This is a genomic window from Mucilaginibacter sp. 5C4, assembly GCF_034345625.1.
Classification (GTDB): Bacteria; Bacteroidota; Bacteroidia; order Sphingobacteriales; family Sphingobacteriaceae; genus Mucilaginibacter; species Mucilaginibacter aurantiaciroseus.
Genome location: NZ_CP133775.1, coordinates 2,391,912 through 2,415,550, shown reverse-complemented (window position 1 = coordinate 2,415,550; position 23,639 = coordinate 2,391,912). Strand labels below are relative to the sequence as shown.

24 protein-coding genes are annotated in these 23,639 nt (G+C 42.0%); 8 read left to right on the top strand and 16 right to left on the bottom strand.

Annotated elements, in window-relative coordinates:
- Positions 1-30 precede the first annotated feature (30 nt).
- From RHM67_RS11395 to RHM67_RS11350, 10 genes are all read right to left on the bottom strand, one after another.
- Positions 31-219, bottom strand: a complete 189-nt coding sequence (locus tag RHM67_RS11395; RefSeq protein ID WP_322226848.1) for a hypothetical protein — start codon at positions 217-219, stop codon at positions 31-33.
- 180 nt (positions 220-399) lie between these two features.
- Positions 400-1,191 (bottom strand): hypothetical protein, encoded by a 792-nt coding sequence (locus RHM67_RS11390; protein ID WP_322226847.1) that lies wholly within the window; start codon positions 1,189-1,191, stop codon positions 400-402.
- A gap of 13 nt (positions 1,192-1,204) precedes the next feature.
- Positions 1,205-2,761 carry a phosphatase PAP2 family protein gene (locus RHM67_RS11385; protein WP_322226846.1) on the bottom strand — a complete coding sequence of 519 codons (1,557 nt, stop codon included), beginning with the start codon at positions 2,759-2,761 and terminating at the stop codon, positions 1,205-1,207.
- Positions 2,762-2,769: 8 nt separating this feature from the next.
- A complete protein-coding gene (locus tag RHM67_RS11380) occupies positions 2,770-3,711 on the bottom strand; it encodes a hypothetical protein (protein WP_322226844.1) in 942 nt (313 codons plus the stop codon).
- 190 nt (positions 3,712-3,901) lie between these two features.
- Positions 3,902-4,453 (bottom strand): hypothetical protein, encoded by a 552-nt coding sequence (locus RHM67_RS11375; protein ID WP_322226843.1) that lies wholly within the window; start codon positions 4,451-4,453, stop codon positions 3,902-3,904.
- A gap of 302 nt (positions 4,454-4,755) precedes the next feature.
- Positions 4,756-5,919 carry a glycoside hydrolase family 130 protein gene (locus tag RHM67_RS11370; RefSeq protein ID WP_322226842.1) on the bottom strand — a complete coding sequence of 388 codons (1,164 nt, stop codon included), beginning with the start codon at positions 5,917-5,919 and terminating at the stop codon, positions 4,756-4,758.
- Positions 5,920-5,925: 6 nt separating this feature from the next.
- On the bottom strand, positions 5,926-6,618 hold the full coding sequence (locus RHM67_RS11365) for a class I SAM-dependent methyltransferase (protein WP_322226841.1): 693 nt from the start codon (positions 6,616-6,618) through the stop codon (positions 5,926-5,928).
- 148 nt (positions 6,619-6,766) lie between these two features.
- On the bottom strand, positions 6,767-7,261 hold the full coding sequence (locus RHM67_RS11360) for a hypothetical protein (RefSeq protein ID WP_322226840.1): 495 nt from the start codon (positions 7,259-7,261) through the stop codon (positions 6,767-6,769).
- 104 nt (positions 7,262-7,365) lie between these two features.
- Positions 7,366-7,668: an alcohol dehydrogenase catalytic domain-containing protein gene (locus RHM67_RS11355; RefSeq protein WP_322226839.1), complete on the bottom strand. Its 303-nt coding sequence runs from the start codon at positions 7,666-7,668 to the stop codon at positions 7,366-7,368.
- Entirely contained in the window at positions 7,622-7,915 is a 294-nt protein-coding gene (locus RHM67_RS11350; RefSeq protein ID WP_322226838.1) for an alcohol dehydrogenase catalytic domain-containing protein, read from the bottom strand. Before RHM67_RS11350 ends, RHM67_RS11355 begins: the two co-directional genes overlap by 47 nt.
- Before the next feature lie 239 nt (positions 7,916-8,154).
- On the opposite strand from RHM67_RS11350, the gene RHM67_RS11345 reads away from it, so the two are divergent.
- From RHM67_RS11345 to smc, 4 genes are all read left to right on the top strand, one after another.
- Positions 8,155-8,994: an MBL fold metallo-hydrolase gene (locus tag RHM67_RS11345; RefSeq protein ID WP_322226837.1), complete on the top strand. Its 840-nt coding sequence runs from the start codon at positions 8,155-8,157 to the stop codon at positions 8,992-8,994.
- 201 nt (positions 8,995-9,195) lie between these two features.
- Positions 9,196-10,056: a sigma-70 family RNA polymerase sigma factor gene (locus RHM67_RS11340; protein ID WP_252756834.1), complete on the top strand. Its 861-nt coding sequence runs from the start codon at positions 9,196-9,198 to the stop codon at positions 10,054-10,056.
- 457 nt (positions 10,057-10,513) lie between these two features.
- Positions 10,514-11,176 (top strand): ATP-binding cassette domain-containing protein, encoded by a 663-nt coding sequence (locus RHM67_RS11335; protein ID WP_322226836.1) that lies wholly within the window; start codon positions 10,514-10,516, stop codon positions 11,174-11,176.
- Positions 11,177-11,300: 124 nt separating this feature from the next.
- Complete coding sequence (gene smc / locus RHM67_RS11330; RefSeq protein ID WP_322226835.1) at positions 11,301-14,879, top strand: chromosome segregation protein SMC; 3,579 nt, start codon at positions 11,301-11,303, stop codon at positions 14,877-14,879.
- A gap of 61 nt (positions 14,880-14,940) precedes the next feature.
- Here smc and RHM67_RS11325 read toward each other — a convergent pair whose 3' ends face one another.
- Genes RHM67_RS11325 through RHM67_RS11310 form a run of 4 tightly spaced genes read right to left on the bottom strand, consistent with a single transcriptional unit; the run spans position 14,941 to position 18,159 of the window.
- The gene (locus RHM67_RS11325) at positions 14,941-16,545 is read right to left on the bottom strand and encodes a S41 family peptidase (protein ID WP_322226834.1); all 1,605 of its coding nucleotides are present in this window, start codon (positions 16,543-16,545) and stop codon (positions 14,941-14,943) included.
- 58 nt (positions 16,546-16,603) lie between these two features.
- Positions 16,604-17,221 carry an HAD family hydrolase gene (locus RHM67_RS11320; RefSeq protein WP_322226833.1) on the bottom strand — a complete coding sequence of 206 codons (618 nt, stop codon included), beginning with the start codon at positions 17,219-17,221 and terminating at the stop codon, positions 16,604-16,606.
- Complete coding sequence (locus tag RHM67_RS11315; RefSeq protein ID WP_322226832.1) at positions 17,202-17,510, bottom strand: hypothetical protein; 309 nt, start codon at positions 17,508-17,510, stop codon at positions 17,202-17,204. The genes RHM67_RS11320 and RHM67_RS11315 overlap by 20 nt, the downstream gene beginning before the upstream one ends.
- Positions 17,500-18,159 carry an ABC transporter ATP-binding protein gene (locus RHM67_RS11310; protein ID WP_322226830.1) on the bottom strand — a complete coding sequence of 220 codons (660 nt, stop codon included), beginning with the start codon at positions 18,157-18,159 and terminating at the stop codon, positions 17,500-17,502. Before RHM67_RS11310 ends, RHM67_RS11315 begins: the two co-directional genes overlap by 11 nt.
- 181 nt (positions 18,160-18,340) lie before the next feature.
- Between RHM67_RS11310 and sucC the strand changes: the two genes are divergently transcribed.
- On the top strand, positions 18,341-19,534 hold the full coding sequence (gene sucC, locus RHM67_RS11305; RefSeq protein WP_252756825.1) for an ADP-forming succinate--CoA ligase subunit beta: 1,194 nt from the start codon (positions 18,341-18,343) through the stop codon (positions 19,532-19,534).
- Positions 19,535-19,774: 240 nt separating this feature from the next.
- On the top strand, positions 19,775-20,305 hold the full coding sequence (locus tag RHM67_RS11300; RefSeq protein WP_322226829.1) for a YceI family protein: 531 nt from the start codon (positions 19,775-19,777) through the stop codon (positions 20,303-20,305).
- 82 nt (positions 20,306-20,387) lie between these two features.
- Here RHM67_RS11300 and RHM67_RS11295 read toward each other — a convergent pair whose 3' ends face one another.
- Positions 20,388-20,831, bottom strand: coding sequence for an SRPBCC family protein (locus RHM67_RS11295; RefSeq protein ID WP_322226827.1), 444 nt, complete (start codon positions 20,829-20,831; stop codon positions 20,388-20,390).
- Between the two features lie 100 nt (positions 20,832-20,931).
- Here RHM67_RS11295 and RHM67_RS11290 point away from each other — a divergent pair, with 100 nt between their 5' ends.
- Positions 20,932-21,552 (top strand): L-threonylcarbamoyladenylate synthase, encoded by a 621-nt coding sequence (locus RHM67_RS11290; protein WP_322226826.1) that lies wholly within the window; start codon positions 20,932-20,934, stop codon positions 21,550-21,552.
- Positions 21,553-21,584: 32 nt separating this feature from the next.
- Positions 21,585-22,724: a Na+/H+ antiporter NhaA gene (gene nhaA, locus RHM67_RS11285; protein WP_322226825.1), complete on the top strand. Its 1,140-nt coding sequence runs from the start codon at positions 21,585-21,587 to the stop codon at positions 22,722-22,724.
- A 63-nt stretch (positions 22,725-22,787) separates the two neighbouring features.
- Here nhaA and trpA read toward each other — a convergent pair whose 3' ends face one another.
- Positions 22,788-23,561, bottom strand: a complete 774-nt coding sequence (trpA, locus tag RHM67_RS11280) for a tryptophan synthase subunit alpha (protein WP_322232187.1) — start codon at positions 23,559-23,561, stop codon at positions 22,788-22,790.
- Positions 23,562-23,639: the final 78 nt, after the last annotated feature.

Below are 23,639 nucleotides of genomic sequence, written 5' to 3'. Positions count from 1 at the left end.
CATTTTACAATTTAAACGATACGCCAAAGTTTAGTTTATTACTTCGTTATGCAGGGTTTGCCTTTGGGTTTGCTCATCTGTTCCCTTAAAATGGCGAAAGGATTTAAAGTAACGGTACGATGCCGTAACATACCAGCTTTTATAAGAACCCGGTGCTGTGTTGCTATCCAGCATTGGGTGTTCCATGGTAGAGAACGAGCCGTTGCCACGAATACCCACGCATCACTGGGCATTAATAGCGGTATTATTGAACAATAAATATATAGCGATCCCGATGAAGAATTTATATGTAAATTTCATGTTTTAAGTATGTTATGAATAAAATGTAAAGTACAGCCAGGCCAACCGGCCCGGCTATAACCTGTAATACAGGATTTATTTAGGTTGAAAGTCCTTTAATTATTTATTAGTATGTGGAGACGCAATTGTGAGATTTGAGAAAAAGTGTTTAGTTGCAAACCATAAAGCTATTAAAGTGCCGTAGCTGCCGCCACGTTCAATCCACTCAAATAACTCATAGTGCGGGTATAGTAATTCGCTTGAGATCTTCCAGATGATGAATACTAACAGCACCGTGCGGATGGGTTTGATCAATACAATTAAAGCGGCCGCTATTTCAAAAACGCCGAAAAATTGCGCCATTTTTGCAGGGCTTGTAAACCCAAGTGATGCATACTGGCCAAGCAGGCTCTTCTTTTGTATGAGGTTTAACCAAGCATGGCCTATCAGTAACAGGAAGCCGACTATTTTTAGGCAATTGAATACATTGCTAATAGTTTTATCATCTACCGAAGCATTAGCATCTATCCGCGCAAATAATTGGCGGAAGCTTTTTATACCACCCGACAGGATCAACAAAGCGAGCGGGGCACCAAAGTTACCCGCGCGCTCAATAAATTCGGCAAATGGCTCACCTGATGCAGGGCGCAAAAATGCTGTAATAGTTGCCCATATCACCAGCCATAAAGCAATAGCGCGCATTGGGTAAAACAGCATTACAACCCCCATCAGTATATCCAACGCCCCTACCCATGGCATTAAAGCGTAGGCGGTATCGGTACCAATACCAAAAACGGCAAAGTAATTACACCATACTTGTTTTGTAATGATGCCAAAAATACCGTGCCCAATAAAGCACATGGCTATGGCAACCCGCAAAACGTAATGTATCTTTTGTTCAGTCCTAAGCATTATGTCTCATCTATTAATTAGACCCATCTGCTTTACCACGGGCAACAGCATATTCGCCAACTTTTATACCGGTTTGTAAGCCAACTTCGCAATCGCTGCGGTAGTGGATAGCACCGTAAAGCCTCGACATTGCCGCTTCATGCGCCATATCCATAAAAGCACTTGCTTTCTCCGGAACTAAATAACCTAACACTGTTGCAGCCGCGCCGCTAAAATTTGAGTGGCCTGATGTATATGACGGAAAGTTAGGGATTCCTATAAGCGTTTTAATATTCATTACCATCTGCGTGGGGCGTGGGTTAAAGTAAAAATACTTAGCATCCCAGCACACAATGGCAGCATCCATTTCGGCCATATTTAGTAAAGCGAGATTGCGTGCCCAGCGTACTTCGCTGTAATTATGTTTTACAAACTCATCGGCTGCAATAGTGTTCCAGTGGCCCGGAGGGGTTACTGTACCTACACCATCTGCCCAAAAAGCGGTAATACGCTCGTGTTCGCGGCTATGGTTGTTACTCATTGCCAATACCTCGTCGCTTTCTTTCTGAAACTCGGTACTACCCGGTTTGTATGGCGGCGCAGGGCGTAAAGCAACTACGGTAGTTGTTGGGAACAAGAACGGTGTAACCTTTGTAAACAACGGTAACATCGGCGGGCGTTTAGGCAATTCTAAACTTATCCATGGGGTGTTACCCGCTGCGGTAGCTGTAGTTGCAAAGTTATCCCAGTCGGCCTGGGTGCCAATAGCTGCACCTGCTTTATCAGAACGGGCGCGGGCTAAAAATAAGGCAGCAACCTGTTTACCTAAGTTTTCGCCTGCATCCATATCAGAGCGGGTGTTGGCACCGGCCATAATACGGTATAGTTTTTCTTCGGCAACTTTCTTTTGGATATAATCCAGGTCGCCTGGGAAAAGCAGTTCCATCATTTTACCGGTAACACCTGCCACAACCGCATCCTCGCTTGGGTATGATGGCAACGTTGATTTTGGCACCAAAGCCTGCACGTTTACATCGTTAATATATGGTGCTGCACGGTTAAACTGTTTCTTAAACTTCCATGCCTGCACTAATGCATCATATTGCGCCGCGCTTACATAAGCGTAGGCACGTGCTGCATAAGGTGGGTTAGAGAAAGGGAACAACGGATAAGCCAGCGGGTTAGCCGCACTTGGGAACGGGTAAGTGCCATCATCCTTTTGGTATGGCGGCAGGTTGTGTTTTGCAACCAGTTCGCGCAAGATCTCGTTCCAGCGTAACACCGAGCCTACGCTCCAGTATTTAATAATATCCCTTTGTTCGCTGGTAAGGTTACGCTGGTAGCTTTTTATCTCATTTAGGTCGGCCAAATAATTTGGCGTGGTGATTGCATCCGGCGTAGCAATTGTAAACGTGTTGGATGCAGTTAGGATCGGTGTCCACGCATCAGCATTAAGGTCTAAATTGCTTGGCGCCAAAGCAGGGTAATCCTGGCTGCGGTCCATTTCCTGGATATCTTTTTTACATGATGAACTGAAAACCGCAAGGGCGATCATCATCATTGGTAATACTTTACATATATATATTTTCATCACAATTCTTATTTATCAGATTTATCCTTTTTAACAGAAAACACATAGTACACACCGGCAAAAAACGACTTGTTTTGGCCAACGTTACGGCCATCAACAACGTAGCTACCGCCCCCGGTAAGTTCTAAACCCGCAACATTTTGAAAGCTGTATTTAAAAATGGCACCTACCGAGGTAGCGTCCATATTATTGCTTGGGAAAGGCATATTATTTTTGGTGATATCAAAACCACCAATGGTGTTTATTTTGGTTACAACCGCTTCCGCGTTAAATTTTAAGCTACGGTAACCGGTGCTGAACAAAAAGTTAGTCATGTTTGGCAATGCAACCTGGTCAGTGTAATGCATTTCGGTAGTGTAGTAAGAATCTTTATCAATGGTGATGTTACTCCTGCGTAAGTACTGACCGGAACCGGCTACGAAAAAACGGCCTGTTTGATAGTTAACCAATGCTTTTAAGCCAACGCTTTTGCTGCGCGAGCCAATTGCTAATGGCAAATAATCTGCCTGGTAATTGCCTAAAGGTAAGCTACCGTTTAAGATAGCATGTAAGCTTAGTAAGCCACTGCCCACCTCCTGCTTTATAGCCATCCATTTAACGGCAAGGTTAATATCCTGTATGCCGCTTTGGCCCCTAAGGGTACCTGCAGATGCGTTTGTTTTGATATAAGGGATCATGAACAATAAGTTTATCCTGTTGCTTAACCCGTAGTTACCACCCACAGCATAAAGGTTGCTACTGATGGTTCCTAAGTTTAGGTTTTCGCGTTTGAAGGTGCCTTCCCAGTATTTATCCCAGCTATTGTGGGTATATAGGCCGGCAGCGCAGAAGAAGTTTTTGGGTATCATTAGTGCATCATTTTCGGTTTGGGCGCTTACCGATTGAGCGAAAGCGACGCAAGCCAAAATGGCTAAAAAGTATCTGCTTATATATTGTAAACAGTGTTTCATATAATAATTTTAAATAATGGGCTTAGATAGGCTTTATGAAGCATCAGCTGCTAAAAATCTCACAAATCAGTAGCTGATGCTTGATATTTTTCATCTTAATTAGGCTTAAAAAAACATGATGCATACCATAAATGCACAGGTCTTTCAACAGTCTTAATTAAGAAACAATAAATCTTTTGGAATATATTAATCAGCTGATGTGGTTGGGAGGTTTGCCCGGCGATTTAATATAAGGACTTGTCAATTTGGAAGATATAGGGTTTACTATTCTTTCTACAGAATCATCAAAACTAAGGAAGTAATAACTAACCACAGGGTTGTTGTATTCCGAAACTGATGAGGGTACTTTCTTTGCAGGTGCTTCGCCCTTTTTACTTAAGGGGGCATCACTTACATTTTTGGCTACTATAATATTGGCATTAAATAATTTTGTTTTAGTGCTATTGGCAACACAAACTAAAAACATGGTATCCTGCGTCATTTTAACGCCAACGTAGTTATAAAAGCCATCCTTTAGTTGAATTTGCCCTTGTACACGTTCATAATCGGGCCAGTTGGTTATGCCTTTATTGTTTACAGGTACCTTAATTTGTACAAGTTGAGTAGCATCTACCTTGTTTTCGTAAATATTTTTTACAATGCTAAGCTCGGACTGGTGGATGAAATATTGAAAGGCAAACGTGTAGCCGCCCGTGTTAAACAGATGTATGCTTAATAAGAATAGGGCAAAAAACCTTTTCACTTATCTGGTATGCTGGTGCACGAATTAGGGTTATACTTTGTAAATATATATAAAATTTCAATTCCAGCAAAAAAATCACAATCGATGAAACAATATATTAAACAATTTTGTACATAAGCTTCATTAGCTACAATTATCAAGTGTCCCACAAATTATGACCAGATAATTATAAATATACAAATACTTGATATTCAATAATTTGTAGTTTTTAGAAATATCACCTTATATAAATAATTACTTTATACAAAGTATTGTAAGAGCTTGTTAAACAATTAATTAAATAAAAAGAAAGGGTGTCCCACTTATTTCTGAATGGGACGGAATGGGACACCCTCACTTACTGTTTTATTTAGCGGATTAAAGATGGCTACCCCCACCCTAGAATCAGCACAGCCATAATAAAGGAACCATTTTTGTTTAAAATATACCAATCCCTCCATAAATACGGTGCCTGCCGGGTACTGTCCGCTTTTTTCAAATGCTTCTTGCGGCACAAAAAACGGTTTATCTAAACGGCTTATAGCCTTTGTTGGGTCTGTTGACGAAAACATAACCTGTCCGCCGCAATATGAGTTGGCGGTGTAATGCTTATCACCGTAATCTTTATTGTTTTTACCGTTGTATAATAACAATATGCCCTTGGGTGTTATTATAGCAGGAGGCCCACATTCGGTAAGGTCACTGTCAAAGTAGTTTTTACGGGGCGAGATCAGTGCCTTTAAGCTACTGTCTTCGTTCATCAGCGGCGACCAGTTCATCAGGTCCGTTGATGTGGCTGCAAACACCCCCAGTTCGCCCCAATACATCCAATATTTACCGTTTATTTTGGCGATAACCTGCTTGCCATTTACCAATTTGGTGATGATGGATGCAGATTTACTGGCAATGTTAAAAAATTTACCATTATAAGCTTTACGGAAGATCGGCCCGTGCTTTGTCCACTTCTTTAAGTTTTTAGAAGTAGCTACACCAAGGCGCGGCATATCGTGGTTCCATTGTGTATAGAATACTACATAGGTTCCGTTGGCTGCCATGGCTACACGCGGGTCTTCGCAACCGCCTGTCCATTCAAATTCTTTCTGGCTGTCGTTATCTGGATAAAGCACCGGCACCGGCGAACGTTTTACAGTTGTGCCGTTACTGCTTTCCGCCAAACCAAGGCGCGAGGTACGGCCGCCTATCCCCGTACCCGATTTATCTTCGGCGCGGTAAAGAATATAGATCTTACCGTTTTTTATGGTTGCTGCTGGGTTAAACGTATCGTTCGATTCCCAATCCATTTGCCGTTTGCGCATAGGGTCATAAAAACGCGTGGTGGTATCGGGGCTGATGAGCGGGTTTACCCCTGTAGGCCTAATAAAGGGGCCAAAAGCCCATGCAGGCAATTTTTCATTTTGTGCCGATACCGTGCCCGCTGTTAATATCAGCAGGACTACGACCTTGATGAACCTGTAAACGTTTTTCATACTTTCTTAATTAACCGGTGTTAACCTCGCCAGGTATTGATCCATATCATCTTCATACAAAACCTCTGCCGCCCAGCCTTCTTCGGCAGCTATGATTTTTAGTTTTTCTGCATCAATATAAAGCCACTTAAACCAATCGGTTTTATGGCTTTGGTAGGCGTACTTATAGGATAACTCGCCGTAGTAGTCTAAGCTATCTGGCAGGTCACCTTCATACAAGTAAGCAATATCAGAAGAATCGAATAATAATTGGCCGCCCTTGTTCAGGAGCGTTTTGGTATGCTGTAAAAATAAGCGTAATTGTTGGATAGTACCGCATAGTCCAATACCGTTCATCATCAGTAATAAGGTATCGTATTCACCTTGCTGATAAGTAAATATATCTGCAGCTATCGCGTGTTTAACGCCACGCTGCAGCATTATGGTTACGGCAAGGTCAGATATATCCAGCGCGTTAACATCCAGGCCCTTATCCTGTAAGATCAAAGCGTGGCTACCCGCGCCTGCACCAATATCTAAAACCTTACCCCTGCAGTTATTAAGGGCAATGAGTTCCAGTTCGGGCATTTCTTCTTCGGTGCGGAAATAAATATCCAGCGGCATTTCCTCTTTACATCCGTAAGTATTATTTATCCAAAGTTTATGCCCGCCTTCGCCTTTAAAATAGTCGAATAGTGCCTGTCCAAAAATATCTTTCAAGTTTGTCTTTAATTTGTCAACCAAAGAAAAGGAATGTTAGCTGATTTGACAAAGGCTATAAACAAAAAGAGACTGGTTAAAAACCAGCCCCTCTTCTATTACAACTTGAAATTTAATATTTACCGGGTATTATTCCTAATTCCCAGGGTTAAAACAACCTTAACACAGTGTATTCCTTCTTGTCGAAGATCCCGTAAACTTTGGTAACCTCGCTAAGCGGTAACCTGTGGCTAATGATGTCATCTAACACAACCTTTTCTTCTTTCACCAACTCGATCAAATGATCGATGTAGTTGATTACCGGTGCCTGACCTTGTTTTACCGTGATGCCTTTATCAAACATGCGGTGCATCGGAAAGTTGTCGTAAGTAGAACCATATACGCCCATTATAGATACCGTACCCGTCCGTCGTACCGCTTTAAAGGCCACATCTATCACCTTCATGCTGCCTACCTCAAAGTTTACTAATGCCTTTGCTTTATTCAGTGTAGTACGCTCAGACTCAAAACTTACGGCATCCACGCAAATGTCCTCACTGCGGCTACCTGTCATTTCGCGGATGGCTTCTACCACATCCACTTCATCAGAGTTCAAAGTATCTACCTTGTTCACCTGGCGGGCCTTTTCTAAACGGTAGTTCACCGGGTCGATAGCGATAACACGGCTTGCGCCGTTAAGCCAAGCCGCTTTTTATGCCATTAAACCCACCGGGCCCTAACCAAATATGGCTACTACTTCGCCGCCTTTCAGTTGCGCCCAATCGATCGCGCTCCATCCGGTAGGGAAAATATCTGTAAGGAATACACCTGCTCATCGATCATATTATCAGGCACAACGCGCGGGCTGATATCTGCATAAGGTACGCGTACATATTGCGCCTGGCCGCCGCTGTAACCACCATATAAGTCGGTGTAATCAAACAAGGCCGCACCTTTCTGATCCATCATGTCCCCGTTAGGGCCGTAATGTTTATAGTTTGAGTTTTCGCAAGCCGGTGAGGCATCATGCTGACAAAAGAAACAATGTCCGCATGATATCGAAAACGGCACAACCACACGGTCGCTTTTTTTTAAGGTTGGTGATGGCCGAGCCAACTTCTGCTACAATGCACATAAACTCGTGGCCCATTACCATAGGCTCTTTTTGAGGTACACCGCCGCTCAAAATATATAGGTCGGATCCGCAAATGGCGATTGAGGTTACTTTCAGGATAACATCCCTTGGGTCTTCTATCCGCCGGTCTTCTACAGTGTCATATCTAATGTCGCCGGGTTTGTGAAATACTGCTGCTTTCATAATATTTTTCAGTTTTCGTTAGTTTCTAATTATACCACGGGTTACAGAATTATAATTTTAAGAAATATTATTATTTCAACTAGGTAATTACAACTCATAAAAGTATTTAACCACAAAAGGCACAAAGAAAAAACGCAAAGAACACAGAGCGTAATGCACGGCTTTGTAACCTCTGTGAAAAACCTCTGTGTACTTTGTGGTTAAAATTTTACTTTCACACTTTAATAAACCGAGCTACCATGAAGCTACATACCATTGATACCGGCCTTTTTAAACTGGACGGCGGCGCGATGTTTGGCGTTGTACCCAAGGCTATATGGCAAAAAACAAACCCCGCCGACGATAAAAACTTGTGCACCTGGGCCATGCGCTGCCTGCTGATAGAGGATGGCAACCGACTGATCCTTGTTGATACGGGCATTGGCGATAAGCAGGACGAGAAGTTTTTTAGTCATTACTATTTGCATGGCGATGCTACCATGGATAGTTCTTTAGCCGCTAAAGGTTTCCACCGCGATGATATAACCGATGTATTTTTAACCCACCTGCATTTTGACCATGTTGGTGGAGCTGTTAAGCGCGATGGTGAAAAACTATTACCCGCGTTTAAGAATGCAACCTACTGGAGCAACCCGCAGCACTGGGACTGGGCAGTTAACCCTAACGACCGCGAGAAAGCATCGTTCCTGAAAGAGAATATTTTACCGATACAGGAAAGCGGCCAGCTCAAATTTATAAACGCTGAAGACGGTGTAAGTTTCACAGATGACATCAGCATAAAATTGGCTTACGGCCACACCGATGCCATGATGCTGCCGCTGATAAATTATAAAGGCAAACAGGTTTTATACATGGCAGATCTGCTGCCATCTGTAGGCCACCTGCCCCTACCCTATGTAATGGCTTATGATATGTTCCCGCTGAAAACGTTGGAAGAACGTAAAGTGTACTGGAGCGAGGCGGTAGAAAAAGAATACATCCTGTACTTGGAACACGACCCTATAAACGAATGCTGCACCCTGCAACAAACCGAAAGAGGCATCAGGGTGAAAGAGGTGTTTAAACTGGATGAGTTTTGATTTTTTAACGATAAAGAAATTTATCGTGGCAATCGTTATGGATTTTATAACCACAAATATTATTCCAAAAACGGGTGTTTAAAACTTTCTCATAAAATAGTAAAATACGGGTGATTTTCTGTATGAAAATACTATTTTTAGAAACAAATTAATAGTTTTGCACGTTCAATTTTAAATTAAGTATAGAGGTTAATTAAATAAATGAGACAACTCAAAATAACTCAATCCATTACCAATCGTGAGTCGCAATCCCTCGACAAATATCTTCACGAAATTGGTAAAGTTGACCTGATAACTGCCGAAGAAGAAGTAATCTTAGCCCAAAAAATAAGAGAAGGTGACCAGGCTGCTTTAGAGCGTCTAACCAAAACGAATTTACGTTTTGTGGTATCAGTAGCTAAACAATATCAAAACCAGGGACTTACCCTTGGCGACTTAATAAACGAAGGTAACTTAGGCCTTATTAAAGCTGCAAAACGCTTTGACGAGACCAAGGGTTTCAAATTTATATCATACGCCGTTTGGTGGATCCGTCAATCCATACTACAGGCTATTGCCGAGCAAAGCCGTATCGTTCGTTTGCCTTTGAACCAGGTAGGCTCGTTAAGTAAAATAAGCAAAGCATTCTCCAAATTGGAACAGGAATTTGAGCGCGAGCCATCGCCCGAAGAACTTGCCGATATGCTGGAAACTACTGTAGATAAAATATCTGATACGCTAAGTAATAGCGGCCGCCATGTATCTATGGATGCCCCGTTTGTACAGGGTGAAGAAAATACGCTATTAGACGTACTGGAAAACTCTGAACCAAATACAGATTCTATCCTGATCAACGAATCGTTGTCTGAAGAGATCAAACGTTCGCTATCTACCCTAACCGAGCGTGAGCGCGAGATCATCGTGTTGTTCTTTGGCTTAGGTAGCAACCATCCGTTATCACTGGAAGAAATTGGCGAGAAATTCAATTTAACCCGCGAGCGTGTACGCCAGATAAAAGATAAAGCATTGCAGAGGTTACGCCATACATCACGCAGCAAGATCCTGAAATCATACTTGGGATAAGCCTTTAGTTAAAAAAAATATGAAATCCCCGTTTAAACAAGCGGGGGTTTTTTTTGTTATAAAATTATGGATCCATACGGCTACTAACATATATAGAGAACTGTAATAAACCCAACCCCTAATACAATTTATTTGATTGATTTACGTATTGTAAGCAATCAAAAAATGAAAAGGCTGATTACTCTTACCCTGCAGTATTATCGTACGCTACTTGTTTACAATATAACTTTTACTTTTCTTTGCTTTTTTTTGTTGGCTTAAGTTCCGGCAACAGCTCTGTTAGTTTATTCTTTTCTAAGTTCATTGGCTTTGTAGGGGCTGTCGCCTTGCACAATTACTCGTCGGCTAAAACCTATTTTTACTATCGAAATGCAGGCCTAAGCATTTGGCGATTATATGCATATGCTTACTTAGTTGATTTCATTGTATTGTTAATTTCGGTCATCCTATTAGCTATATGTCGACACTTATTTTAAAAGTTGATAGCGTCCAGTTGGCGTTTGAGGATCGCAAAATATTACAGGATGTGCATATTACGTGTCGCCAGGGCGAGGTAATAGGTTTATTGGGACGGAATGGCTGCGGTAAATCATCATTATTAAAAATCATTTTCGGGACATTAAGTGCATCATATAAATACGTAAGTATCGATGACCAATTTATATATAAAGGCTATCATAACAATCGCATCGCGTATCTTCCTCAGCACAGCTATTTACCTGACAGCTTAAAGATAAAAAATTTGGCAAAAATGCTGGTAGATGAAAACTTTTGGGACGAGTTTATCGATCTGAATATATATAAGGTAAACTATCACAAAACAACGGGCCAACTCTCCGGCGGTGAATTGAGGCAATTGGAAATGCTAATGATCATCCATAGCAAGGCCGATTTTATTTTACTTGATGAACCTTTCACCCACATCTCCCCCATCCAGGCTGACGAATTTAAGCCTGTCATCCGCGCGTGTGCCAAACGCAAGGGCATTATCATAACAGACCATCAGTATTATAATATTTTGGAAGTGAGCGATAAGGTGATCTTATTAAAAGATGGCGTTACAAAACACATTACAAATAATGACGAATTGGTTACTTACGGTTATCTTAGCGGTAAGTAAAGCGATGGTTTATTTGAAAGGCTCCATTGAGGTAAAAACATAAGCCAAAAGCAATAAAGCTTTGTGCTTTCAGCTAAAATCGTTATTTTCCGTTCTTACTTTTTTAGAACTCCGCTATCCGTTAATGCAACTTACCAGGTTAGAAATCAAGGGCTTCAAAAGCTTTGGCGATAAGATCACCATTAATTTTAATGAGGGTGTTACGGCTATTGTAGGCCCTAATGGTTGTGGTAAAAGCAACGTGGTGGATGCTATCCGTTGGGTTTTAGGCGAGCAAAGCACCCGCGCCCTGCGTTCCGAAAAAATGGATAACATCATTTTTAACGGAACCAAAAGCCGCAAGGCCGCCAACCTTGCCGAGGTTTCTCTAACTTTTGATAATACCAAAAACGTACTCCCTACCGATTTTTCGCAGGTTACCCTTACGCGCAGGCTTTACCGCACCGGCGAAAGCGAATACCGTTTAAACGATGTACAATGCCGCTTAAAAGACATTACTGACCTGTTCCTTGATACCGGTATCGGCTCTGACTCCTACGCCATCATCGAACTAAAGATGATCGATGAGATTATCAATAACAAAGAAGGTTCGCGCCGTAATTTGTTTGAGGAGGCATCGGGTATCTCCAAATATAAACTCCGTAAAAAACAAACATTCAGCAAGTTAAAAGATACCGAGGCCGATTTAGAGCGCGTTGAGGACCTGCTTTTCGAGATAGAAAAGAACTTAAAAACGCTGGAGAACCAGGCTAAAAAAACGGAGCGTTATTATAAACTACGCGATCAGTATAAGTCGCTGAGTATTTCACTGGCATCATTCCGTATAGCCAATTTTAGCAAATCGCTTGCCGAAATTGAGGAAAAAGAACAAATACAGCGCGAGCAAAAATTAGGCATCGCAACGCAAATTGATAAACTGGAAGCTACCCTGCAGCAAAACAAACTGGATAGCCTTACCAAAGAGAAAAACCTTTCCGCGCAGCAAAAAGCCAGCAACGAGTTTACGGCCAGGATCCGTGCTTATGAAAGTGAGAGACGGGTAAAGAACGAGCAGCTTAAAAATCAACAGGATAAAGAAAGCCGCTTAAAGGAAGAATTGGAACGGGATAACAACCAGTTCAAACACGTCCAATACAATATCAAACGCCTTAACGAGGAGAAGCTACAGGAAGACGAAAATCTGCAAACCATCACATCCCGGGTAGCGGAATTGAAAGAAGCGGTTGATGAGCTTCGCGCCCAGCAGGCAGAAGCCCGTAACGAGCTAAACGAACTTAACAGCATAAACGGACGCCTGCAAAACCAGGTTTACAAGGCCGAAAAAGATATCGACATCCTTAACATACAACAACAAGCGCTTGAGCAGGAAAGCCAGCGCAATATGGAGGATACCACCAACAAGGAGGCCGAACTTTCGCATTTCAACAAAGTTGTTGCCGAATTAGATAACCGCGTTGCAACCCTTGAAAGCGAATACGACCAGACTGTTGAAGCAGAAAACAAACTACAGGAACAAGTTGCCGAAACAGAAACCGAACTTAAAACCGTTACCGACAGCATTGCCGCCAATGGCCGTAAACTGGATGCCAAACAAAACGAATACAACCTTACCAAAAGCTTGGTTGATAATTTAGAAGGCTTCCCCGAGAGTATCCGCTTCCTGAAAAAGAACACCAACTGGGCAAAAACAGTCACCCTGTTTAGCGATATATTATTTTGCAAGGAAGAATACCGCGTAGCGATAGAAAACTACCTGGAGCCGCTAATGAACCACTATGTAGTGAACACTTATGATGAGGCCATCGCGGCGATAAATCTGCTAAGCAATTCGTCTAAAGGGCGCGCGCAGTTTTTTATATTAGATAATTACGAGGCCGCCCCAATCAAACCCTCCCCGGAAGGGAGGGCTTCAGAACAAAAAGTTTCCCCTACCGGGGGAGATTTAGAGGGGGCTCCTGCCCTATCTGTTGTGGAGGTTGAGGAACGTTATATGCCGCTTTGTAACTATTTGCTTAAAAACGTTTATTTGGTAAACGATGCTACCGAAAACGACATCAATGGTATACAACTACCGGATGGTGTGGTCCTGATCGGTAAAAGCGGTAAGTTCAATAAATCTAAACATACCATGGCCGGCGGGTCGGTTGGGTTGTTTGAGGGCAAGCGTATTGGTAGGGCAAAGAATTTAGATAACCTGCTTAAGGAGATCAAACAAGCCGAAAGCCGCATCCAGAATTTCAAGAATAAAAGCGAGGAACTACAAAGCAGTTTAGCTGCGATAAAGGTATCCAACAAAACAAACGAACTACGCCAGCAACAGTACAAACTTAACCAGGTCAATACCGAGCTGATCACCGTTAAAACCAAGCAGGAGCAATACCAGGCCTTTATTGAGAACAGCCTTAACCGTAAGCAGGATATTGCCAACAAGGTTGCGGGTATCAAAAATGATATTATCACCCTTGGCCCGCAGTTAATGGAGCTAAAGGAACAAAAGCAGGCACAGGCGGGGTTGATGCTGGATAAGCAACAGGCCTTTAACGAGCTGAACGAGATGGTTACGGTGCAATCAAACACTTATAACCAGGAGAATATCCGCTTCCACCAGCAGCAAAATAAGGTATCGGGGTTATTGAAGGACCTGGATTACCGCGAAACGCAACTTGAACACCTGGATGTACGCATCGGCCAAAATAATATCGAGCTTGAAAAAGCAAAGGCTGCCATATTAGAGAACCTGCAGCAAACCGGCGACAGCGACGAAAGCCTGCTGGAAATGTACGGGCAAAAGGAAGCATTGGAAAAAGGAACAGCCGAAACCGAGCATGAATATTACGCATGGCGCGCCACCATTACCGAAAGCGAAAAAGAAGTTTCAAAACTCCGCCAGCGTAAAGACCAAACCGAGGCCCTGGAGAACGAATTAAAAGATGAACGCAATAAACTTAAACTGGAGCTGAACGCCCTGCGAGAGCGCCTGTCCGTTGAGTTTAATGTAGATATCAATGACCTGCTGGAGATTGATAGCACCGAAACCAGCGACGAAGACGAGATCCGTGATAAAACGGAGAAAATGAAACGCCAGCTGGATGACTTTGGCGCCATTAACCCAATGGCTATTGAAGCCTATAACGAAATGAGCGAACGCCATACATTCATCCAAACACAAAAGAAGGACCTGGCGGAAGCTAAAGCATCGTTACTGGCAACGATACAGGAGATAGATGATACGGCCAAAGAGAAATTCATGTCGGCGTTTACGATGGTGCGCGAGAATTTCATTAAGGTTTTCCGCTCGTTATTTAACGAGGAGGATTCCTGTGACCTGATCCTGAGCAATCCCGATCAGCCTTTGGAATCTGAAATTGATATTATTGCAAGGCCGAAAGGTAAGCGCCCGCTATCTATCAACCTGTTATCGGGTGGCGAAAAAACATTGACGGCTATTGCTATTCTGTTCTCGTTATACCTGCTAAAGCCTGCCCCATTCTGTATTTTTGATGAGGTGGATGCCCCGCTGGATGATACCAATATTGATAAGTTCAATAACATCATCCGTAAGTTCTCTAAAGAATCGCAGTTCATCATCATATCTCACAACAAGCGCACCATTGCCTGTACCGATATTATTTATGGTGTTACTATGGTAGAACAAGGCATCTCACGTGTAGTACCTGTAGACCTTCGTGAAATGGCAGATTAAATAAAACTGTAAAGCACATAAAAGGCTCCGAAAAAATCGGAGCCTTTTATTTACAGCTAACTTATTTTTTAGCCTTTGAGTTGTTGTAGATCATCCCTCTAAACACTTTACCTTCAGACTGGATACCAACCTCGCGAGATTGATCGACAGAGAAAGTTTTTAAGCTGCTTAAGCTCTGTGTTTGCTGATTACTACCGGTAAGCACATAGTTACCTTTTGTAACAAAATTGATGGCATATTTCAACAGGCTTTCCGTAGGGTCGCCAAAATCTTTGGTAACATCATCAGATGCCTGTTTGCCCGGGTAATCTGCAGTGCCCGGGGTCATACCTGCGTAATATCCACCTTTGCCCAGGCTATTCTTAGTCTCAAACTGGGGGATATACATTTGGTACTTGTTAATATCGATATCAAAGAAACCAACCGGTTTTCCATAACTTGTTGTACCTATAAGGTTAACATTTAAAGAAGTTACCGGCAATAGGTTGTTTATGGTAAGTTCGCTTGCTGATGCGGTTGAACCTGTAACTATAAAAAACACGTGATTTAGGTTAAGCGCTGTTGGCACGCCATCTTTAGAAAACTTAACCGTATTACCGGCTACCGTGTAATCAAAATCGTAGTAGGAATATATTGCGCCTTTATCATCTTTTCGTTTTTGATTAGCCAGTATGGTCGCTTTACGATCTACCATTGTTTGGTTAAAATAGTAACTAAACATGGTAGTGTTGGTTTTATTAGCAGGGGCGATAAGGTTGCTTAGATATTCGGCTGTAGATACGTAACCGCCGCCATTGTAACGCAAATCCACAACCAGATCGGTAACGCCTGCAGCAGCGAAAGTTGCAAAAGCTGCATCAAGTTTCGGCCTTGCGTTAGCATCAGATGTAAAACTGTTGAATACAAAATAACCAACTTTTTTGCCACCACCTGCATCAATAACTTTAGTTGTTAATACCGGGTTTACATTATAACTACCAGTGGACATAGTCACATTAAAAGTAGTTTGGTCTGGTCTTTTAAGCGTTAAGGTAATTGTTGACGAATTAGTGTAAGCGTTTATCAAAAAGTTAACATTTGTACCGTTGCCGCCATTACCGTCATATTTTAATCCTTCGTCGGTGCGGCCGTTTATAGCCGTGATTTGATAGCCTCTTTTAAGCCCCTTAACATCAGCCGGCGAACCCGGATAAACATATTTAACCCTAATATCGTCATCACCTATCCAAACCGGTGCAAAACCAAAATCACCTTTTACACCGTTTAATTCACCGGATACACTACCATCATCTATAAAAGAATATTTTGCTGTACCGGGGGCGGCTTTACGATATTCATACGGCTTGCCTGTTGAAGGGTCGGTACTGTATTGGGTCATCGCGTCTATCTCGGTTTGCAATACATCCAGATCGTTAGCGCCCGGAAAAGAACGTGGCTTAAATGCCGAATAAGATGGCAGGCTTTCGTTCCAGTAGTAAACCTGTTTCGCATATAAAAATACCGAATCTTTGATAAAATCAAGCGTTGAGCCTGTTGTCGGCGGTACATCAGTGCTGGTTGTACCGCCTGTATTGCCTGTATTACCGGGAGTGATCTTTTTATCTTTTGAACAAGAAGTAATAACTACTGTAGCGGATAATAGTATTAAGTAAAATAATTTCTTCATGATTTAATTAATTATATCGAGTAAACGGTGCTATTGTATTAATATTATCAAAATATAGTTATATTATTTCACCGACATTAATATAGTCAATTCCGCAGGTTTCGGCACATAACGTGTCTGTGTCAGAGCCTGATATCATTAACAAATCGCGGCGTTCTAAATTGTGTTCCTTCATTAATAAATGTAATATATCCGGCTCGGGTTTGGGTAAGCTTTCATCGGCAAAATAACATGTTAAATAGGGTTCTAATCCGTGCCACTCTATCTGCCTTAACTTATTAAGCTGCTGTTGCGGGCTGCCGTTTGTAACTATAAATAGCCTTTTACGGTCGGTAACAACCTCCTGCATAAAACTAAGCATATTTTTAAATAAGAGCAATTTTAAAGGCAACCGCGATGTTAACAACATTATCTCCAGCTTATCACGATACTTCTCTTCAATGCTAAGCTGTGCAACAAGTTCATTATAAACCTCCCCTGCTCCTTTCTTATTATACGTATCTATCATCAATTCGGTTGTCCTGGCAGCACTATTTAATTCGGTGTACTCCAAAAGGTTGGCAAAAAGGTAATAGATCTGGTAGTAGTAATCTTTTGCGGGATACAGCACATCATCCAACTCAAATATGAATGCTTTTTTACCCGGGTCTATATCGTTATAACTTATCGCAGGCATTTATAATATTGATATTGTATTCGTTAAAAAGTTGTTCAGATAATATAAGCACATCCAGTTCCTGCTTATTTAACAGGTAAATATTTCTGAACCCATTATCTAAGCTAAGGGTCAGCATTTCGTGCGCATAGGTGTCACTTGCCGGGTTAGGTAGTTTTATGATTCCCATAAATGAAGGAAACTCATTAAAATCGCCTAACACAACCTCATCATGGGTAAGCGTAGTTTTAAGCTTATGCGCTTGCGCGGATTTAGCAGATGTGATAAGCACTTTCAACTTATAAGGCATTTACAATTAAACCATCCTTCATTAATATAGTGCGGTCGCTCATATCTGACAGGTGCTGGTTATGGGTTACAATTACAAAGGTTTGGTTAAAATCCTTACGGAGTTTGATGAAAAGCTCGTGCAGTTCAAGCGCATTCTTAGAGTCGAGGTTACCCGATGGCTCGTCGGCAAATATCAAAGCCGGGTCGTTTATAAGCGCTCGTGCTACTGCAACACGCTGCTGCTCGCCGCCGGATAGTTCCGCAGGTTTGTGGGTAACCCTGTCGCCAAGGCCAAGCATCTTTAATAAATCGGTAGCTTTTTTCTCGGCTTCGGCACGTGGCATGCCCGCAATAAAGGCTGGGATGCATACATTCTCCAAGGCATTAAACTCCACCAGTAAATGATGGAACTGGAAGATAAAACCTATTTTTTGATTACGGAACGCGCTAAGGTTCTTATTGTTAAGCTTGCTTACCTCAACATCATCAATAAATAACTGGCCACTATCGGCATTATCTAAAGTACCGAGTATGTTTAATAACGAGCTTTTGCCCGCGCCCGATGCCCCTACTATGGTTACAATTTCGCCGCGTTTAACTTCAAGGTCTACCCCTTTTAAGATATGCAGGTTGCCGTATGATTTATTTATAGATAGCGCTTTAAGCATGGGCGAATTTAGTGAATAGTTGATTAGAGAACAGCGATTAGTTAAATATTTTAACAGATGTTTAACATAAGCCACGCTCGTATTATTACATAATTATTGCGATAAATATTACAAACAGCCATATCCGGGCTGTAATCTCTAAAAACAAAATAGTAGCTTTACCGCAAATTCTTCAACAAATATGAACATTCACGAATATCAGGGCAAAGCGATATTGAAAAGCTTTGGCGTAAGAGTACAGGAAGGCATTGTTGCAGACACACCTGAAGAGGCTGTTGCTGCTGCTCAGAAAATGAAGGAAGACTTTGGGTCGGACTGGACAGTTATAAAAGCACAAATACACGCAGGTGGCCGCGGTAAAGGTGGCGGTGTAAAAGTAGCTAAGAACGCAGACCAGGTTAGAGAAATTGCAGGCAATATTATTGGCATGCAGTTGGTAACCCCGCAAACCGGCCCCGAAGGTAAACTTGTTAAAAAGATTTTGGTTGCGCAGGATGTTTACTACCCCGGCGAAAGCGAAGTAAAAGAATATTATATAAGCGTATTGCTTGACCGTGCCAAGGGCCGCAACATTATCATGTACAGCACCGAAGGCGGTATGGACATTGAAGAAGTAGCGCACTCTACACCAGAACTGATCCACAAAGAAGAGATTGACCCTAAAGTTGGCTTGCAAGGTTTCCAGGCGCGTAAGATCGCGTTTAACCTGGGCTTATCCGGCGATGCTTTTAAGGATATGGTTAAATTTATCACTGCTTTATACAAAGCGTACGATGCTACCGATTCTTCTCAATTTGAAATTAACCCGGTATTAAAAACATCTGATAACAAAATTTTAGCGGTTGACGCTAAGGTTAACATTGATGATAACGCTTTATATCGCCACCCGGATTACGCAGCAATGCGCGATACCGACGAGGAAGACCCTACCGAAGTTGAAGCAAGCAAAAGCAACCTTAACTATGTAAAGCTTGACGGCAACGTTGGCTGTATGGTTAACGGTGCAGGTTTAGCTATGGCTACTATGGATATTATTAAAATTGCCGGTGGCGAGCCCGCTAACTTCCTTGACGTTGGCGGAACCGCGAACGCACAAACGGTTAAGGCTGGTTTTAATATCATCCTTTCGGATCCAAACGTTAAAGCTATCCTGATCAACATTTTTGGTGGTATCGTACGTTGCGACCGTGTTGCACAAGGTGTTATTGATGCTTATCATGAAATTGGCAATATCCCTGTACCTATCATCGTTCGTTTACAAGGCACAAACGCCGCTGAGGCAAAAGAACTGATTGACAATTCTGGCTTAAAAGTATTCTCTGCTATCCTTTTAAAAGAAGCTGCAGACAGGGTTAAAGAAGTGTTAGCACTATAATTAGAGTCCCGATAGCTATCGGGAAGTTAACCTTTAAAATATTAAGGGAGCCGAATGGCTCCCTTTTTTGTTTATTATCATTTTGTTAAATTATAAGTTAAAACAAACAATACCCCTATTGTGCAGTTGTTTTAAAATGTGTCTGCCAATTGTAATACTTTACAAAAGTAATAGATGTTTAAACATCTATTACTACATTTATATATAATTAACAGAGAAACAAACAAAAACTTAAATATCATGGCAACAACTAAATGGGTTTTAGACACAATGCACTCAGAGGTTCAATTCAAAGTAAAACACTTAGTAATATCAACCGTAACAGGTTTTTTCAAAACATTTGAAGGTGCTTTAGAAACAGAGAACGAAGACTTTAGCGGCGCAACCGTTGAATTGTCCTTAGATGTTAACAGCATTGATACTACCCAACCACAACGCGACGAGCACTTGAAAAGCGCTGATTTTTTTGACGCAGCAAGCTTTCCGAAGATCAGCTTTAAATCAACTTCTTTCACTAAAGACGGCGACGATTATAAATTAGCAGGCGATTTGACCATTAAAGATGTGACCAAACCGGTAACATTTGCAGTAGAACACGGTGGTGTAGCAGGCGATTTTTATGGCAACACTAAAGCTGGTTTTGAAGTAACCGGCAAAATAAACCGTAAAGACTTTGGCCTTACCTGGGATGGCGTAACCGAAGCAGGTTCTATAGTTGTAGGCGAAGACATTAAACTGATAGCTAATATCCAGTTTGCTAAACAAGCGTGAATAGTGATTGGTTGATTAGAGATTAGTTGACAATCGCAAAATATAAAAAAGTCACTCGACTTCGAGTGACTTTTTTTGTGCTTTATACTTCCAGGTTCTTCTTTAGATCGAGCAAGCGCTGTTTAACGTTATTTTGGAGGTTGCGTTTAATAATGCTCGTGAATAAGTTAAACGGAAACCTAAGCGAAAACGAATACAGGAATATCACTTCGGTTTGTGCGGGCGTTATTTCCTTAAATGTCCACGACCCTAAGAACGCGCTGAAAATGTAGGGCCCTTTAGTCATTTTTATGGCGGTAGCTTTGGGTGGGTTAAAAGACACATATTCAGTTTCCATCCCGAGGCCATTTTTAGCTACACACCATGCTTTTACGCCTACCCCCGCTTCCGTCGCGCCATTTATCAGTTCTGCTTTTTTAAGAAAGGTATCCCATCTCAACCGGGTATCATAATCTTGTGTGAAATCAAAAGCAACCTGTTGCGATGTGTTAATGATGATACTCTCGGTGAATTTGATATTTTTCATTAGTGGTTAATGACCGTGTACAAGGTAGATAATAAACCGTCCAACAACAATTAGGCGGCATTATTGTCTTTAATTAAAGCCGTATATTTGTTTAATAATTATGCTGATACGAATTTACCCTGAAAACCCAAACGAGAAAGCCATTGAGCAGGCTGCTGATGTATTGCGCAAAGGCGGCATCATCATCTACCCTACCGATACGGTTTACGGGTTGGGCTGCGATATTACCAATCAAAAAGCTATCGAGCGCATCTGTAAGATCAGGAATATTAAAGCCGAGAAGGCCAATTTTTCATTCATATGTTACGATCTTAGCCATATATCAGATTATATAAAGCCTATCGATAACACCACATTCCGTGTGTTGAAAAAAGCATTACCGGGGCCGTTCACCTTTATATTTAATGCCAGCCATGCGGTACCGAAACTATTGAGCAGCAATAAAAAAACGGTCGGGATCCGCGTGCCAGATAATAACATCGCCCGCGAAATTGTAAAAGCGTTGGGTAACCCTATCCTATCTACCTCTATTCATGATGAGGATGATATTATCGAATACTCTACCGACCCTGAACTAATCCACGAGAAATATGAAAACCTGGTTGACTTGGTTATTGATGGTGGTTATGGTGAAAATATCCCTTCAACCGTTGTAGATTGCACAGCAGGCGACTTCGAGGTTATCCGTGAAGGTAAAGGCGACCTGCAAGAATATTTATAACCGTATCTTTACGATTATAATATCGATACAATTTGATTAGCAACATTAAACAATTCGCCGAATTTATCCGCTCATACGCTACCGGCGGAGTCATCCTTATTGCCTGCGTGGTTATTTCGCTGGTAATTGCAAATACGGGCCTGCATACCCCTTTCACCCATTTTCTTAATACTCCTATCGGCCCATACAGTAGAATAACCTGGATAAACGACGGGCTAATGGCTATCTTTTTCTTGCTGGTGGGGTTAGAAATTAAAGACGAGGTATTAAACGGCGAATTATCCGATAGGCAGTCTGCTACCCTACCCGTTTTTGCGGCAATTGGCGGGATGCTCGTACCGGCCGGCATTTACGCGCTTATCAACTTCCATACAAATACCAGCGCGGGTTGGGGTATCCCTATGGCTACCGATATCGCTTTTGTGGTGGCTATAATCAGCGTTATTAAATCGCGGGTGCCGCAATCATTACAGGTATTTATAAAGGCATTGGCTATTGTTGATGATTTGGGCGCGATATTGGTTATCGCTATCTTCTACTCGGCAGGGTTGCACACCACCTACCTACTCTTAGCATTGGCGATGTTTGTATTACAATTGCTACTTAACAAGTTTAATGTTCGGTATTTGTTGGCCTATTTAATTCCCGGTGCATTCATGTGGTATTTTATCCATCATAGCGGTATCCACGCGACAGTTACAGGTGTACTTACGGCAATGGCTATCCCACATAACGTAAAGGTTAATTACTCGCCTTTAAAGAAACTCATCCAACTGTTAGAGAACCCGGTAAATTTTATCATCATCCCAATATTCGCGTTAGCAAATTCAAACATCAATATTGGTGAAAGTTTGGCGGGTGGTAATATCATCAATCCATTATCTGCAGGGATATTATTGGGGCTGATATTGGGCAAACCCATAGGCATTACCCTCTTCAGCTGGCTTGCTGTAAAACTAAAGTTATCCAAACTGGCCGATGGTGTTAAATGGATGCAGGTTTGGGGGATCGGTCAGTTGGCCGGTATAGGCTTCACCATGTCGATATTTATGGCGCTGTTATCCTTTGCCGACGTGGGTTTACAAAGCCAGGCAAAATTTATTGTTTTAGTTACTTCGGTATTGGCGGCGGCTGTAGGTTACACCATACTCCTTAAAATTAAAAAGAAGTAGAGACGCAATACTTTAAATCTCCGTTAGGCAATCATATTCAATCAGACGCGAAGTATCGGGTCTCTACAAATTTTTGATACCTTTTATAAACGCCGGGATCTTCTCCATATAATTATCCTCACCCAAAAGTTTCACAAAGGCGCTGCCTACAATGGCACCATTGGCGTATTCGCAGGCTTTACTGAACGATCTTTTATCCGAGATCCCGAAACCTATAATGGTTGGGTTATTCAATTCCATAGCTTTAATGCGGCTGTAATAACCCTCGATATTATCGGTTAACTGCAAACTGCCACCGGTGATAGATGATGATGAAAGTAGATAAATAAAACTATTGCTCAGGGTATCTATTTTACGGATGCGCTCTTCGGACGTTTGCGGGGTAACCAGGAAGATATTGCTTAAGCCGTTATCCTCAAAGTGGTTGATATACAGCATCTCATACTCATACATCGGCAGGTCGGGAACGATGATGCCATCTACACCAACCCCTGCCGCTGCTTTACAAAAGCGTTCTACACCATACTGTACAATAGGGTTAACGTAACCCATTAATAAAATCGGGATGCTTACCCGGCTGCGTAGATCTTTCAATTGCTCAAACAGCAGGTTAAGCGTCATACCATTATCCAACGCCGTTTGTGAGCTATGCTGAATGGTTGGCCCATCAGCAATTGGGTCAGAATATGGAAAACCTATCTCCAGGAAATCCGCACCCGCTTTCTCCAATGCTTCGGCAATATCTACAGTAGTATTAAGCTCCGGGTAACCGGCGGTAAAATATATCGAAAGCAGGTTTTCTTTCTTAGTTGAGAAAAGTTGGTTAAGACGGTTCATGGGAGTGGTTGGATTAGCCATGTGCAAAAATATCTTTTAATAAACGTCTTTTATAGTATAAAAATGATTTTTTACCAC